The 15,287-nt window shown below is 60.7% G+C and carries 12 protein-coding genes; 3 read left to right on the plus strand and 9 right to left on the minus strand.

Translation table 11 applies throughout. The features are described 5' to 3' along the window. The first annotated feature begins 34 nt into the window (after positions 1–34). A complete protein-coding gene (cobA, locus tag ALTERO38_RS09020) occupies positions 35–772 on the plus strand; it encodes a uroporphyrinogen-III C-methyltransferase (RefSeq protein ID WP_159968163.1) in 738 nt (245 codons plus the stop codon). Between the two features lie 386 nt (positions 773–1,158). Here cobA and ALTERO38_RS09025 read toward each other — a convergent pair whose 3' ends face one another. The 8 genes from ALTERO38_RS09025 to ALTERO38_RS09060 all read right to left on the minus strand — a co-directional run bounded on the left by ALTERO38_RS09025 (position 1,159) and on the right by ALTERO38_RS09060 (position 11,699). Then, a complete protein-coding gene (locus ALTERO38_RS09025) occupies positions 1,159–3,513 on the minus strand; it encodes an RND family transporter (protein ID WP_159968165.1) in 2,355 nt (784 codons plus the stop codon). Between the two features lie 12 nt (positions 3,514–3,525). Further along, positions 3,526–4,617, minus strand: a complete 1,092-nt coding sequence (locus tag ALTERO38_RS09030) for a YCF48-related protein (RefSeq protein ID WP_159968167.1) — start codon at positions 4,615–4,617, stop codon at positions 3,526–3,528. A gap of 285 nt (positions 4,618–4,902) precedes the next feature. Next, the gene (gene pepN, locus ALTERO38_RS09035; protein WP_159968168.1) at positions 4,903–7,560 is read right to left on the minus strand and encodes an aminopeptidase N; all 2,658 of its coding nucleotides are present in this window, start codon (positions 7,558–7,560) and stop codon (positions 4,903–4,905) included. 237 nt (positions 7,561–7,797) lie between these two features. After that, entirely contained in the window at positions 7,798–8,631 is an 834-nt protein-coding gene (locus tag ALTERO38_RS09040) for a DUF2797 domain-containing protein (RefSeq protein WP_102836213.1), read from the minus strand. Next, positions 8,631–8,906 (minus strand): YeaC family protein, encoded by a 276-nt coding sequence (locus ALTERO38_RS09045; RefSeq protein ID WP_159968169.1) that lies wholly within the window; start codon positions 8,904–8,906, stop codon positions 8,631–8,633. Before ALTERO38_RS09045 ends, ALTERO38_RS09040 begins: the two co-directional genes overlap by 1 nt. 79 nt (positions 8,907–8,985) lie before the next feature. Next, entirely contained in the window at positions 8,986–9,852 is an 867-nt protein-coding gene (locus ALTERO38_RS09050) for a rhomboid family intramembrane serine protease (protein ID WP_159968170.1), read from the minus strand. Beyond that, complete coding sequence (locus tag ALTERO38_RS09055) at positions 9,853–10,812, minus strand: metallophosphoesterase (RefSeq protein WP_159968171.1); 960 nt, start codon at positions 10,810–10,812, stop codon at positions 9,853–9,855. Continuing rightward, complete coding sequence (locus ALTERO38_RS09060) at positions 10,812–11,699, minus strand: NAD(+) kinase (RefSeq protein ID WP_045426155.1); 888 nt, start codon at positions 11,697–11,699, stop codon at positions 10,812–10,814. The genes ALTERO38_RS09055 and ALTERO38_RS09060 overlap by 1 nt, the downstream gene beginning before the upstream one ends. A 211-nt stretch (positions 11,700–11,910) precedes the next feature. On the opposite strand from ALTERO38_RS09060, the gene ALTERO38_RS09065 reads away from it, so the two are divergent. Further along, complete coding sequence (locus tag ALTERO38_RS09065; RefSeq protein ID WP_159968172.1) at positions 11,911–12,843, plus strand: DUF1853 family protein; 933 nt, start codon at positions 11,911–11,913, stop codon at positions 12,841–12,843. 90 nt (positions 12,844–12,933) lie between these two features. Next, entirely contained in the window at positions 12,934–14,151 is a 1,218-nt protein-coding gene (chrA, locus tag ALTERO38_RS09070) for a chromate efflux transporter (RefSeq protein WP_159968173.1), read from the plus strand. Positions 14,152–14,163: 12 nt separating this feature from the next. Here the strand turns inward: chrA and ALTERO38_RS09075 are convergent, their stop codons facing one another. Then, complete coding sequence (locus ALTERO38_RS09075) at positions 14,164–15,267, minus strand: cyclic nucleotide-binding domain-containing protein (protein ID WP_159968174.1); 1,104 nt, start codon at positions 15,265–15,267, stop codon at positions 14,164–14,166. Between the last annotated feature and the right edge of the window lie 20 nt (positions 15,268–15,287).

The following is a 15,287-nucleotide window of genomic DNA, read 5'->3' on the forward strand; positions in this document are numbered from 1 at the left end:
CCGACATGATTAAAGCAACAGGTGAGGTGGAAACATGAGCGCAAAAGTCTGGCTGGTTGGCGCGGGGCCCGGTGATCCGGAGCTGCTGACACTCAAGGCCGTACGCGCCATGGGTGAGGCACAGGTCGTACTGATCGATGATCTGGTCAATCCCGCCATGCTCGAACACTGCCCCAACGCGCGGGTGATCCCAGTGGGCAAACGCGGCGGCTGCCGGTCGACACCACAAGCCTTCATCCATCGGTTGATGCTGCGCTATGCACGCCAGGGCAAATGCGTGGTGCGCCTGAAAGGTGGCGATCCATGCATCTTTGGCCGTGGTGGCGAAGAAGCCGAATGGCTGGCCCAGCGCGGGATAGAGGTCGAACTGGTGAATGGCATCACCGCCGGCCTGGCCGGCGCCACACAGTGCGGTATCTCGCTGACCCAGCGCGGCGTGGCACGCGGCGTGACACTGGTCACCGCGCACACGCTCGACGGCAGCGGCCCCGAGTGGCATGCGCTGGCGCAAACCGGCACCACCCTGGTCGTCTACATGGGCGTGAGCAGCTTGCAGCAGGTTCGGCTCGGTCTCATGGAAGGCGGCCTGTCGGCCAGCACCCCGGTGGCGATGATCGAAAACGCCTCATTACCACAGCAACGCGAATGTCGTTCGCAGCTCGGTGTGATGTGCACTGACGCAGCCGCTTTTCAGCTCAAAAGCCCAGCGATTCTGGTCATCGGTGAGGTCGCGGCGCAGGCCGTAACGCAGGTTTTGAGCCGAATCGCATAGCCTGCGTGCATTGGACTCACAAAGGCGTTTGATTGGTTCGGTGGCCATGATGGCAATGTGATGGTAGTTTCCGCGCCCCACGCTCAAGGCACGGAGCCAACCGATGAATAACCCGCATATACGCTGTCCTAGCTGCTGCGGCCTTGCTGACAGGCTGCGTGGTGCAAAGCACGTACACCAATACCGTAACGGTGACAAAAGACCCGAGCGGCAAAGTGTTAAACATCACCGAGACCGAAACCGTGGTGCAGCCTGCCCAGGGCTATCCAGTCAAGTTGCAACTGATCAAAGACGTTCAGCCATAACTGGGTGCGTCATCTGCAAATCAAGCGGGCTATAAAAAAACCGCGACCCTGAGGTCGCGGTTTTTTGTCACGGCTCGAGCATCACGCCTTCTGCCGCAGCTTCTCCGGTTTGATCAGGAAGCGCGCCAATGCAGGCAGCAGCCAGATCGCGCCGACCATGTTCCAGAGGAACATGAAGGTCAACATCAGGCCCATGTCAGCCTGGAACTTGATCGCCGAGAACACCCAGGTGAACACACCGATGGCCAGGCAGATGCCGGTGAAAACCACCGCCTTGCCTGTCGACTTCAGGGTTTCGTAATAGGCATCCTGCAGCGTCATGCCCTGGCGCAGGTAGGATTCCAGACGGCTGTAGATATAGATGCCGTAGTCCACACCAATACCCACCCCGAGCGCGATCACCGGCAGCGTCGCGACTTTTACGCCAATCCCCATGAAGGCCATCAGCGCGTTGCCTAGGATGGAGGTCAGGACCAGCGGCAGGACGATGCACAGGGTCGCAGCGACAGAGCGGAAGGTCAGCAAGCACATGAAACTCACCGCTGCGTAGACCGCAATCAGCATGGTGGTTTCGGAGGCGGCGATGACTTCGTTGGTCGCTGCTTCAATACCGGCATTGCCTGCAGCAAGGACGAACTCTAGCCCTTCGCGGTTGTTTTCCTCGGCGAACTCGCGGGCCGCAGAAACAACATGCTCCAGCGTCTCGGCTTTGTGGTCATTGAGGAACACCAGCACCGGCGCGAGCGAGCAATCGCTGTTGTACATGCCTTCGGCACGCGCGATGGAGCTGTTCAGCACGAACTGGTTACGAGACAAGGTCTCCCACTTCAGGCTGCCCTCGTTCATGCCCTTGATGCTTTGCCGCGCCACGGTGACCATCGACACCGCTGACTGGACACCCTCGGTGTTCTCCATTTTCCACATCAGCTCGTCCATGGCGGCGAGCGTGTCGTAATGGGCGCAGCCCTCGGGCGCCGTTTTCACCATCACCACCAGCACGTCCGAACTGGTCGAGTAGTTGCTGATGACGAAATCGTTGTCGAGGTTGTAGCGCGAATCCGGGTGCAGTTCCGGTGCGCCCTGGTCAAGGTCGCCGATCTTCAGGTTCTGTCCGTACCAGAGTCCTCCACCCACGGCGAGCAGCGCGATGACAATGGATATCGGCGCGACGATCGGGTTGGCAAAGTTGGACAGCAGGCGCCAGAACGGATGGTTACGCGCGGCCTCATCTCGAGCCTGCTTGACTGCGCGCTGGCTGATGCCCATGTAGGAAATCGCCACCGGCAACAGGATCAGGTTGGTCAGGATGATGACCGCCACACCCAGCGAAGCACCGATCGCCAGTTCGCGGATTACACCGATGTCGATCAGTAGCAGCGTCACGAAGCCAACGGCATCGGAGGCCAGCGCCACCATGCCTGGGATGAACAGTTGACGGAATGCCATCCGCGCAGCCGCAAGCGGATCGTCGGTTTCGCCGGAAGCCATGGCGATGCCGTTGATCTTCTGCACGCCGTGGGAAATACCGATGGCGAATACCAGGAACGGGACCAGCATCGAGTAAGGATCGAGCCCGAAGCCTAGCGTGTGCAGCAGACCGAGCTGCCAAGCAACGGCGATAAGCGTGGTCACGACGACCGCGATGGTGCTCTTGAAGCAGCGGGTGAACCACAGCAGCAGCGCCAGGGTGATGCCGATGGCGACAAAGAAGAACAGCGCAACGCCGACCAGACCATCAATCAGATCACCGACCTTCTTGGCGAAACCGATGATGTGAATCTCCACATTCGGATTCTGCGCCTCGTACTTGTCGCGAATCTTCTCTTCCAACTCATGAGAGAACTTCTGGTAGTCGAGCTTGATCTGCTTGCTGCGATCTTCCGGATCCGAGTAGGACTCCATCAGCGGCACATCGATGATGCTGGACCTGAAGTCGTTGGCAACCAGACGCCCAACCTGACCGGATTTGAGGATGTTGCTGCGAAGGTCATCGAGGCTTTCCGGCGACCCGTCATAGGTCTGCGGGATGACCTCACCGCCGGCGAAGCCTTGCTCCGTCACCTCGGTCCAGCGAACGCTGGGACTCCAAAGCGACTTCATGTTGGAGCGATCAACACCCTGGATATAGAACACTTCGTCATGAATCTGACGCAGTGTTTCCATGTAGTCCTTGGCGAAGATGTCACCGTCCTTGGCTGCCACGGAGATCCGCACCGTGTTGCCCAGGTTGGCCAGATCATCGCGATGCTGGAGCATGTTCTGAATGTAGGGATGCCCCAGCGGGATCATCTTTTCGAAGCTGGTCGAAGGACGAACCTGGGCGGCCTGATAGAACAGGAACACGCTGATCAACAGGCAGACGAGGATCACTGCCGGTCGATTGTTGAATATCAGGCGCTCGAGAAAAGACGCCGGCTTCTGCTGATGCTTGGTCATGTTGGCTCCGGCTTATTGTTGTTGTACGGGCAGGTTGGCGCCGGTCGGCGAAACGATCCGGACGCCGCTCTGCCCGACGAGGACCAGATTGCCACCCGGGTTGCCGACGACGCCCGACAGGGAGCGCCGGTCAGGCCGGCTAAACAGCGTGAAGCTCTTTCCGTTGTCCTCGCTGCTGAGCACGGTGCCGCCGTGGCCAACCACGACGATGCGTCCATCGGCCAGCCTGTTGCCATCAGCCAGTCCCGACTCGACCGCATCACCATCGTCCAACAGCTCGATGGCTTGCCAGCTATCGCCAAAATCGGTTGAGCGGAACAGGTTGCCGCGCAGGCCAAACACGACCACGACACCCGGCTCGCCACCACCAACGACGCCAAAGAACGAGCCCTGATAAGGCGACTCGACGCGCTCCCAGGTCTCACCCATGTCGGCGGAGCGGAACATGCCGCCCATCTCGCCAACGATGAACAGGCCGGACCCGGGAATCTCGGCAATGGCATTGAGGTGAGAGCCGTCCTCGTTGTCCAGGCGATCGGCAACGTCTTCCCAGTTCTCGCCGCCGTCGGTGGTTTCCAACAACACGCCGTAAGCTCCGGTGGCGAAACCGTGCTGGGCATTCTCGAACCAGACGTCGAGCAGCGGCACTTCGCCTTCGCGGTTCTCGTACTGCTGCGTCCAGGTCTGACCACCGTCCGTGGTACCGAGGATCAGCGCGTCGTGACCGACCGCCCAACCGTGCTGTTCGTCAGCGAAATACACCGCCGTCAGCAGCTGCCGGGTAGGCACCTTGGCCTGGGTCCAGCTGGAACCACCGTCGTCGGAATAGAGGATGTGGCCGCGATCACCGGCCGCCACCAGACGCTTGCCGGCATGGGCAATATCGAGAAGCAAGCTGGTGGCGGCTTTCTGCGATTCGATCGCATATCGAACGCCCGGCTCGGCAGGGTTTTGGGCCTGAGCAGGCGCGGCTAGAAACAGGATGGAGAGAACACTGCAGAGCGAGAGCGTTCTTGCCAGCGGCGATTGACTACGGAACATCGGCGTGCGGGTCGTTTTTTCCACGCGGCCAACCGGTGTGCGCCACATGACGGGCTCACTCATACATACCCCCTTTATTCTTATTAGGTAAGGCCTGCGTAGGAAGGCAGGCGAGGCCATGCTATAGGGCTTTCGAAAGCGGCGGCAATTGGCTGGACGTTATGTTTTGTTAAGCATGGCTCAATGATGTTGCGTGATAGGTATGCCTTATGGCACGGCGCTTGGCGCTCTTCTTCTCCGGCATAGGAAGGGGATGTCTGATCGCGACCGGCTAGCACCTCTGTGAACGAAAAATCCCACGGCAAGCGCGGGATTTTCGACAGTCATTGCCTCAAGTCGCAGCCCTGATCAGGCAAGGCTCTTGCTTACCACCTCGTAGACATCACTCGACAACTCCCCGGAGGCCAGGATGCGCTCCAACTCTGTTTTCATCATGCCCTGACGACCGGCATCGTACTTGCGCCAGCGGGTCAGCGGTGCCAGCAGCCGTGAAGCGATCTGCGGATTGAGCTCGTTGAGTACGATGACCTGGTCAGCGAGGAAGCGGTAACCGGCGCCATCGGCACGGTGGAAGTTGACCAGGTTCTGATTGGCGAAGGCCCCGATCAACGCACGCACCTTGTTCGGGTTCTTCAGCGTGAACGCCGGATGCTGCATCAGATGCTGGACGCGCTCCAAGCCACCCGGTTGCGTATTGCCGGCCTGGACGCTGAACCACTGATCCATGACCAGCGGGTTGTCCTTGAAGTGCTCGGCAAAGGCTTCCAGTGCCTTGGCGCGCTCGGCCTCGAAGTCTGAATTGACCAATACCGCCAACGCCGTCAGGCGCTCGGTCATGTTATCGGCCTGCTCGAACTGGTCCACGCACGCGGCCACCACGTCCGGCTTGCCGCTGAGCATCAGGTAGGACAGCGCGATGTTCTGCAAGGCGCGACGGGCAAAATGGCTGGCTTCAGCGACATAGGCCGTCTGGCGCGACACCTCGCGATTGGCCTGATAACGCTTCCAGAGCAGATCGTACAGAGCAGCAGAAATACCATGGCGAGCGAAGTCGCGCGCTGCGTGAATAGCATCGACGTCAGCCACCTCACTGATTTCGGTGAGGTAGGCCTCACTCGGCAGTGACAGCATTTCGGCAACCATGGCCTGATCGAGACTCTCATCTTCCAGCTGGCTGCGCAGCGCAGCAACGAGCCGTTGATCCAGCTGCAACGCTTCGCCGCGCTGGTGCTGGCCGATCATCTCCTGCAGAACCTGAACCGACAGCTGCTGGCCCGCTTCCCAGCGATTAAAGCCGTCGGAGTCATGCTGCATCAGGAACATCAACTGATCGCGGCTGTAGGGGAAGTCCAGCTTCACTGGTGCGGAGAAACCGCGCAACAGCGACGGCAGTGGCTGCTCTGGCACGTCGACAAAAGTGAAGGTCTGCTCAGGCTGGTCGACTGCCAGCACACGGGTAGTGCCCACTGCAGCGTCTTCGCCTTGGAGGCGCAAGGCGATTTCATTGCCCTGCCCGTCCAGCAGGCCCAGCGAAACCGGGATGACGAACGCCAACTTCTCGCTCTGCCCAGGCGTGGGTGGGCAGCTCTGGCGGAACGTCAGGCCGTAGGTTTTTGCGGTGGCGTCGTATTGCTCGCTGACAGCCAGACGCGGTGTGCCAGCCTGGCTGTACCAGCGCTTGAACTGGGTCAGGTCGGCGCCGTTCGCGTCTTCCATGGCTTTGACAAAATCGTCAACAGTGACCGCCTGGCCATCATGCCGCTCGAAGTAGAGGTCGCTGCCCTTGCGGAAGCCCTCCTCGCCCAGCAGCGTCTGGATCATGCGAACCACTTCGGCGCCTTTCTCGTAAATGGTCAGGGTGTAGAAGTTGGAGATTTCGATGAAGGATTCGGGGCGTACCGAATGCGCCATCGGGCCGGCGTCCTCGGCGAACTGATGGGTGCGCAGGTAGGACACGTCCTCGACGCGCTTCACCGTCGGCGAGTTCATATCAGCGGAGAACTGCGAGTCGCGGAATACCGTGAAGCCTTCCTTCAGCGACAGCTGGAACCAGTCGCGGCAAGTCACGCGGTTGCCGGACCAGTTGTGGAAATACTCGTGAGCGACGATGGCCTCGACGCGCTGGTGAGCAGCATCGGTAGCCGTTTCGGCGCGCGCCAGCACGGCGCTGGAGTTGAATATGTTGAGGCCCTTGTTCTCCATGGCGCCCATGTTGAAGTCGTTGACCGCGACGATCATGAAGATATCCAGATCGTATTCGCGGCCGTAGGCTTCCTCGTCCCACTTCATGGACTTCTTCAGGCTGTCCATGGCGTGCTGGCATTTGTCGACATTCTCCGGCTCGACGTAGATGCGCAGCGCCACATCCCGACCGCTCATGGTGGTGAAGCTGTCCTCGATACACCAGAGGTCACCCGCTACGAGGGCGAACAGATAGGCTGGCTTCTTGAATGGATCTTCCCAGGTCGCCCAGTGACGGCCGTCGTCTTCTTCGCCGCTGGCCAGCGGATTGCCGTTAGACAGCAGGATCGGATAGGCCTGTTTCTCGGCGCTGACCGTCGTGGTGAAGGTGCTCATCACATCCGGGCGGTCCAGGTAATAGGTGATCTTGCGGAAGCCCTCGGCCTCACATTGGGTGCAGAACATGCTGCCGGATTTGTAGAGGCCTTCCAACGCCGTGTTGCTTTCAGGGTGAATCACCACTGTGCTGTCGAGGGTGAAGTTCGCCGCGTCGGGCTGCAGCGTCAGGCTTTCTTCGCCTATTTCGTAATCACCCAGGCCGAGCTGACGGTCGTTGATCGCCAGCGATAGCAACTCGAGATCCTGGCCATCCAGCCGCAGGGAAGGCAGACCGGCACCGGCCTCCGGGTTCCGCCGCATGACCAGCTGCGCATGGACCATGGTGCGGTCCTCGTATAGCTCGAAGGTCAGGTGGGTTTCATCGATCAGGTAATCCGGAACCTGATAATCCTTGAGATGAATGACTTTCGGTTGTTCGGTGCGCATCGGCTGGGCCTCTTCGAGGCAGCTAAAAGCGGCGAGCTTGAAGCTGCAAGTGAATAGCATTTGTTGGGCGGATCGTCATGCGTGATCCAACCAGTACCTGCATGATCGATCCGTTGGGTGGATGTCGCTTTCTACATCCACCAATAATCTGCCGCTGTGTTCATTTGGGTGGACGGCCACCCGTGGATCGCCACCCGGTGGATCGCCACCCGGTGGATCGGTGACGTGTGATCCACCCTACGCCGCGCTGCTTGCAGCTACCTGATACGACGTGAACTTGCGAACGTTGATAACGCCTGTATCGAGAATCAGATATTGACCCTTGATGCCCCGCAGGGTGCCTTCGACCACCGGCGTCTTTTCCAGGTCCAGGCTGACGATCTTGGTTGGGTAGGCCTCAACGGGGTAGCGGATCTCCAGCACCTGTGCATCGGCCACTGGCTGGATCGCCTGTAGCCCGTAGCGCTGCTGCAGCTCACGCAGCCCTTCGGCGCAAGCATCGAAGATCTGTTCACGGATCTCGACCAGATCAATGGGCTCTGCATCGCCTTTGAGCAGTGCGCGCCAGTTGGTGCGGTCTGCCACCTGACTGCGCAACAGGTCTTCGACCATACCCGACTGTTGTCGAGTCGCGACGCGCATGATCGGCAGCGCCTGGCTGGCGCCCTGATCGAGCCAGCGCGTCGGCAGTTGCGTAGCTCGTGTGATGCCGACCTTGATGCCCGACGAGTTGGCGAGATACACCACATGGTCGGTCATGCAGAAGTCCATGCCCCACTGCGGATCGCGGCAGGTGCCGAAGTCGTGGTGGCATTTTTCCGGGCTCATGATGCAGATGTCGCATTGCGGCAGTTTCTTGAAGCAGGGATAGCAATAACCCTGGCTGAAACTCTTGTTGGTCTTACGGCCACAGTGGCTGCAATGGATGGCGCCCAGGTACTCCAGCCGAATCGTCTTGCCGATCAGTGGATTGACCGGAACCAGCGTGTCGTTCAGGCGGAAGGAATACTGGGCCTGATCACCCAGTTGAATCGACATCTTGCTCAGGGCGCCGCGTCCCAGCTCGAGCATCAGTGTCGGGTCCCGGAAGCGGGTGAAAACAGGCTGGTATCGATAGACGCCTTGTTCTTGCTCTTGGAGGCGCATTCCTGGCCACCCATGTAGCCGGTGCGTTCCTCTTCCGGCAGATTCTTCATCTCCCAGGCAATCATTGCGCCGAGGCAGGTTTCTTTCTGCTCGGGCGTCAACTTGCGGCCGTCGCTCCACTTGCCCAGCTCGACGGCGGTCTTCAGGTTTTCGTAGATTTCAGGGGTGATGTTTTCGATGGCTTCGATAAAGGACGACATGACCGGCTCCCGGGGAAACGAGGGCGCATTCTACCGAGCGGCGCGGTTTTAGGGAAAACCGATCAGCCGTTGTGCTGCACTAGACCGCGGCCTTGCGGCGTGACAGCAACCCCCCTAGAATGCCCGTCAAGCAGCCGGCCATCAGCCCGCCAACGTGGGCTGCGTTGGCAATCGCCAAGGCGCCGAAGCTGACCACTTCGATCACGCCCGTCAGGCAGATCACCAGCCAGACCAGCATCAGCACCACAACGCCTGGGGGCAGCCGGTAGGACTCGTCGGGCGACAGTTTCTGGTACAGCCAACAATGCCCGAGCAGTCCGTACAACACGCCGGATAGACCGCCAAATAGGCCCGGACCGCCGTAGCTATATTGCGCCACGTTGGACACGACACCGAACACCAGCGTCAGGCCAAGCAACATCAGCGCACCTTGTCGATATTCGATGCGCCGCCCGAGTTCCCAGTACCACATCGAGTTCATGGCCAGATGCAGGAAGCCGAAATGGACGAAGATGGGTGTCACTAGTCGCCACCACTCCCCGGCGGCCAGCGTCTGCTCGAGCGTCGCAAAGTAGGCGTAGTCACCGTCGATGCGGAAGTCACCAAAGCTGAACCAGCGGATGGTCTCGAAGTTTTCACCAAGCATGGTGATCGCGGCGGCGATCATCGTCAGCAGCAACACGGCTGCTGTCAGCGGGCTGCGGCGAAGGCTGGCTAAGAAATCGCCGCCCCGGCGTGCCGGTTGTTCGGCTACCACAGCGCCATCGCCCCTGGGGTAGCGCTGATACAGCTCTCGGACCTGCTCGGCGGTTGCCGCCGGTACCCGCAACACCTGCTCGCCGGACTCTTCGGAGACCCGGCATGGGACCTGCAGGCGATGCAACAAGGCGATGAATCCGCTCAGGTCTTCTGACAATGGCAGGCGCAGCGCCTCAACGATGTTCATCTATCGCTCCACGTCTTCCCAGACGAACTTCGCCGGGTCGAGTCTGGTTTCCTCATCGAGCCGGTAGGCGACGAGCTTGCCGTATTTCACCGCGCTGTAATCAAGACAGGCGAGGTTGGGCCGAATCGGCGCCGGCGTTCCGCTGCGCCAGTAGTGCCCGACAAACAACAGCGGGTCATCGGGGCCATAGAGCAACAGTTTATTTTTCTGGCTTTCGCTGAGCGGCATCCGCGCAGCCTTCTCCGGCAGGCCGTCGGGCTGAAAAACGATATCGCCATAGGTCTTGGGGTTCTCTTCCCAGAACTTCGTCCTGAAAAAACTGCGGGTGAAGCCTTCAGCACTGGTCAAGGTCAGGCCTTCCGGCAGGGGCATGTCGGTGCCGCGCAGGAGCCGATCCAGCGCCTTGGCAGCGAAGCCCTGGTTGAACGCCGCGTCACGCAGAAAATCCAGATCGACGCGCCCCTGGCTTAGCCGCAGTCGCAGCTGACTAATCACAGCGTTGTCCCAGCACGCATGCACGACGCGAAAACGCTCGCTTTCGAGGTACAGCGGTAAGGTCATGAACCACTCGCGGAAGGCACTCCACTCTTCCGAATATTGCTCGAACTGCTCAAAGGTATGCTGCAACAGCATGGCGTAACGCGGCGTGTGATCACGAACGAAGGTCTTGCCGCTGTCGGGCGGTGCCGGGGTATACCAGCCCAGCGCGTTGAATTCGTGATTGCCCATGATGCAATGCGCCTGTCCCGCTTCAACCATTGCATGGACCAAATGCAGCGCCTCGCGAATTCGAGGGCCGCGATCAATGATGTCGCCAAGAAAGATCACTTGTCGGCGTGGATGCCGCCACACATCCCCGTGCTGACGATAGCCCAGCTGCTCGAGCAGGCGGGTCAAGGTGTGGGCACAACCATGCACGTCCCCGATCAGGTCGTAGCTGCGCTCCGGGTCGACAAACACTATTCCCCTCCACCGAGTCGGCTGCCCCAGCCAAGTTTGGTGCGGCAGACCTCGTAATAATTGTGGTCAAGCGGGTGGATCAGGTGAAGCTTTTGCGGCTTCTTGCGCACCGTGACGGTATCGCCTGGCGCACAGGTGAAATGGTTCTGCCCATCACAGGAGACCTGCGGATAGATCTGCATGTTCGGGGAAACGACGATTTTCAGCTCGCTGTTGCCATCCACCACGATCGGCCGGCTGGACAAGGTATGCGGGTACATCGGAACAACCACGATCGCATCCAGGCGTGGGTGCATGATCGGCCCGCCGGCGGACAGCGCATAGGCCGTAGAGCCTGTGGGGGTGGCAATGATCAGCCCGTCGGCCTTCTGACTGCAGACGAACTGACCATCGATGTACAGCTCGAACTCGATCATCCGGGTCGACTTGCCGGGATGCAGCACCACGTCGTTGAGCGCATCGCCTTCGCCGATGGACTCCTCGAAGCGCCGCACCTGAGCCTCAAGCAGGAAACGATTCTCGAGGGTGTATTGCCCACTGAGCACCTCCGCGACCTTCTCTTCCAGCTCATCAGGGCGGATGTCGGTGAGAAACCCAAGGCTGCCACGGTTGATCCCCAGCACCGGGACCCGATGTTTGGCCAGCGCACGCGCCGCGCCCAGCAGGCTGCCGTCGCCACCCACCACGATCACCAGATCGCAGGAATCGCCGAGACGCTGCCGCGACGAGGTCTGCATGCCATGGCCAGGCAGCACCTCAGCGATGTTTTCTTCGAGAATCACGTGCAGGTGGCGCTCCACGAGGAATCTCTTCAACCGGCGGATGGTATCCAGCACCTGGGAACTGCCCAGGCGGCCGATGATGCCGATATTGCGGAACTGATCCATTGAAGCTCCCTGAGGCGAGACGGGTGACAAGCAATTGCGCGACAGAAGAAACACCGACCGGCCGAAGCTTAACAGGCACTGATTTGGTGTCGCGTAGGCACACTCAAGTTCAACGCCCTGTGTTGACCTGGATTCCCTGTCGCAATGCAGCCGACGAATTATGGGCGAAAGCTGGAAGTGGCAGCAAACCAACCTCGGCTATGCTGCTTGCATGAATCTTCCTTGTCTTGGTGATCTGCTTCCCAGCTTGCAGCACCCCGCCGTGCGGGATCTCGCCTGGGCGCTGCTTTCGCCACCTTTGCTGAGCGAAGCCCCGGCACCACAGCGACACCCCCTCACGGCCAGCCGCTGGGCTGAGCAGCCTGATGAACTCGCGGACTGGCTGCGCCTGCTCGACACGCAGCCGGGCGTTCTTGATGCCTGGCTTGCACAACGCAGTGTTCGGCGGCTGGGCCTTTATTACGAGCGGCTCTGGCAATTTGCGTTGTGCCAGGCGCCGGATATCGATCTGCTGGTGGCGAATCTGCCGATCCGTCAAGGCGGTCATACCCTGGGCGAACTGGATCTGCTCCTGCGCGACCGGGAAGGCGTCCATCACCTGGAACTGGCCGTTAAGTTCTACCTTGGGCTGGACGGCGACAGCGCACGGCACGATCGCTGGCTGGGCCCCGGCAGCCACGACCGGCTCGATATCAAGCTGCGGCGACTTTGCGAGCATCAACTCAGGCTGCCGTCGGAGCCCGCCGCGCAGCTGCTGCTCAGCGAGCTGACCTGCGCCCAGATCAACAGCGCACTGTGGCTGGGCGGCTATCTGTTCCGGCCGCTAGCAAGCAGGTGCTCTGCGCCTGTTGGCGCCGACCCAAGACATCTGGGCGGGCGCTGGCTGCGTCACCAAGACTGGGCCAGCTTCGCTGGATACGACGATCGCGCCACCTGGCAACCGCTACCCCGGCATGCATGGTTGGCACCTGCGCAGATGCCGCTGGATGACGTTTGGAAGCGCGCCGATTTCGATCGTTGGCTCAGCGAAGTAGAGGGTCAGCGCCAGGCGAAAATGCTGGTGCGCCTGGAGCCGCAGGTGAACGGAACCTGGCTCGAACAGGAGCGTCTGTTCCTGGTACCCAGCGCCTGGCCGGCTCACTGAGCCGCAGCTGACGTGAAAACGTCATCCGCATCCTGCAGACTTGAGCGGCGACAGCAGTGCCACCTCCTTTCACCGCAAGGGTCAGCCTCGATGAGCTCGGACCAGCTCCATTCAAACGCCCCGGAGCACTCGAATCCGTGGACAATTTTTCTGTTATTCCTGCGCCTGGGTCTGACCTCATTTGGCGGTCCGGTGGCGCATCTGGGGTATTTCCGTGAAGAGTTCGTCCACCGCCGGCGCTGGCTCGACGAGCAAGGCTATGCGGACCTGGTTGCGCTCTGTCAGTTTCTCCCCGGCCCGGCGAGCAGCCAGGTCGGGATCGCCATAGGGTTGTTGAGGGGCGGCTATCGCGGTTCGCTGGCGGCCTGGACGGGATTCACCCTGCCCTCAGCAATCGCGTTGGCATTGTTCGCGCTCGGCGTCGGCCGCTGGGGGGACAGCTTGCCTGACGGAGTCCTCCACGGACTGAAAATCGTCGCGGTCGCGGTCGTGGCTCAGGCGGTATGGGGAATGGCGCGCAATCTGTGCACCGATGGCCCGCGTATCGCTATCGCCCTGCTGGCTGCATGCGCTGTTCTGCTGTTGGCCAGTGCCTGGGCGCAGCTGGTCGTCATTGCCATCGCCGGTCTGACGGGGTTGCTGTTGTTTCGTCCGGCTGCGGCGTCCGGCCTGACGCCCTTCCAGCCTCGCGTGAGCCGAACAGCCGGCGTCTTGGCGTTGCTGCTGTTCTTTGCCTTACTGCTGCTGCTGCCCGCCTTGGTTGCTGTCTCGAGCAACCAGCTGGTGGCGATGGTCGACAGCTTCTACCGCGCCGGGGCCTTGGTCTTCGGGGGAGGCCATGTGGTGCTGCCGCTACTGCAAGCCGAAGTCGTGCCCAACGGCTGGGTCAGCAACGACACGTTTATGGCCGGTTACGGCGCAGCCCAGGCGGTCCCAGGACCCCTGTTCACCTTCTCAGCTTTTCTCGGGGCCTCAATTGGCAGCGGCAGCAGTCTGATCAACGCCGCGCTGTGCCTGATTGCCGTGTTCATCCCCTCGTTTCTACTGGTATTTGGCGCTATGCCTTTCTGGGATCGTCTGCGCGCCAATCGAAGGATGCAGGCTGCACTGGGCGGTGTGAATGCGGCGGTGGTCGGCCTGTTACTTGCTGCGCTGTACGATCCGGTGTGGACCAGCGCGATTTATGGCCCTGTTGACATTGTCCTGGCAGCGATTGCTCTGGCGGCCCTGATGGTGTGGAAGTTGCCGCCCTGGCTGGTGGTAATGGCCGGTGGCATCGGCGGCTGGCTACTTGTCATGCTGAGCTAGGATCACATCGGCTCAGCCGCTGAGTTCGGTACGTCCGCCGGAACGTGCGAGGTAACCGTTACCCTGCTCACAGAGCAACATCGCATAATCCTCCGCCGACAGCCCGTCGAGGCCGCCCCGCAGCGGATACGCGCTGAAGCCCAACTGCGTCAGCAGAAACACCGCGCTGGCGCTGCGTTTGCCGCTGTCGCAGTAACACAGGTACAACCGATCCTGCTTCAGCAATCGCGTCTTCAGCCGCAACAGATGCAGTGGCATCGTCAGCGCTTGCTGGGCATGCCCCCGCTCATACTCTTCCAGCAACCGGACATCCAGCCATTGAGCACCCTGCTCGATCAGCGCGTTGGCCTCCTCGAGGCTGAGCTCGTCAACCACCGGCGCTTTCAATAGCGCAACGAAATTCTCGCGCGCCAGCTTCAGCACGCAGCCATCCTCGATCAGCGTAACGGTGGCGTTACGCGGTGCGTCGGTCAGCAGCGCTTCTTCCCCGAAGCAGGCTCCGACGTCCAGCTCCGCCACTACCTGGCTGGCGCTGCCAAGGCCGATCATAACCTCGGCGCGGCCACTCTTCAGAAAGTAGCAACAGTCGCCGGCCTCCCCTTCACGCAGCAGCACGTGGCCGGCCGGAAGGTCGATGGTTTCGAGCTTGGTAAGCATGTCGCGTACGTTTGCTGGAGGCACCTTGGCGAACAGCGGGTTTTCCAGCAGCGCTTCGAGCCAGTCGGTCAGCTCACCTGCCGTTGCCAGCTCCAACAGCAGATCGGCATTGGCATGCTGCCATGTCACAAGGCGCTCGAGCAGCGCACTGTCGATGCACAACACGCTGGCATCTTCCAGGCCGCAGACCCTGTTCAGCCGTACGCTGGAGGCAAAAACATGGCAACTTTCAGACGAGCCCGCAACCAAACGACGCTCGCCATCCGGCGTCAGCTGCAACAGGGTGCCGCTGAGCAGAAAATAGCTCAGACCCGACGGCGTCTGCTCATCGAACAGCACCTCGCCTGGCGCGAGGGTACGCGACACCAACTGATGACGAATCTCCTGCAAATACCGAGACGGCAGCGTGTTGAGCGGAACCAGGCGTTGGAGCAGATCCGAAGCTAGCGGCTTGTTCATCCATGAATTCCAAGGGAGCG

The organism is Pseudomonas sp. 9Ag (assembly GCF_902506445.1).
Classification (GTDB): Bacteria; Pseudomonadota; Gammaproteobacteria; order Pseudomonadales; family Pseudomonadaceae; genus Stutzerimonas; species Stutzerimonas stutzeri_AB.

Bases quoted from the DNA above. Each gene is read 5' to 3' on its own strand.
- cobA (WP_159968163.1), top strand. From the start codon at position 35: ATGAGCGCAAAAGTCTGGCTGGTTGGCGCGGGGCCCGGTGATCCGGAG.
- ALTERO38_RS09025 (WP_159968165.1), bottom strand. From the start codon at position 3,513: ATGACCAAGCATCAGCAGAAGCCGGCGTCTTTTCTCGAGCGCCTGATA.
- ALTERO38_RS09030 (WP_159968167.1), bottom strand. From the start codon at position 4,617: ATGAGTGAGCCCGTCATGTGGCGCACACCGGTTGGCCGCGTGGAAAAA.
- pepN (WP_159968168.1), bottom strand. From the start codon at position 7,560: ATGCGCACCGAACAACCGAAAGTCATTCATCTCAAGGATTATCAGGTT.
- ALTERO38_RS09040 (WP_102836213.1), bottom strand. From the start codon at position 8,631: ATGCTCGAGCTGGGACGCGGCGCCCTGAGCAAGATGTCGATTCAACTG.
- ALTERO38_RS09045 (WP_159968169.1), bottom strand. From the start codon at position 8,906: ATGTCGTCCTTTATCGAAGCCATCGAAAACATCACCCCTGAAATCTAC.
- ALTERO38_RS09050 (WP_159968170.1), bottom strand. From the start codon at position 9,852: ATGAACATCGTTGAGGCGCTGCGCCTGCCATTGTCAGAAGACCTGAGC.
- ALTERO38_RS09060 (WP_045426155.1), bottom strand. From the start codon at position 11,699: ATGGATCAGTTCCGCAATATCGGCATCATCGGCCGCCTGGGCAGTTCC.
- ALTERO38_RS09065 (WP_159968172.1), top strand. From the start codon at position 11,911: ATGAATCTTCCTTGTCTTGGTGATCTGCTTCCCAGCTTGCAGCACCCC.
- chrA (WP_159968173.1), top strand. From the start codon at position 12,934: ATGAGCTCGGACCAGCTCCATTCAAACGCCCCGGAGCACTCGAATCCG.
- ALTERO38_RS09075 (WP_159968174.1), bottom strand. From the start codon at position 15,267: ATGAACAAGCCGCTAGCTTCGGATCTGCTCCAACGCCTGGTTCCGCTC.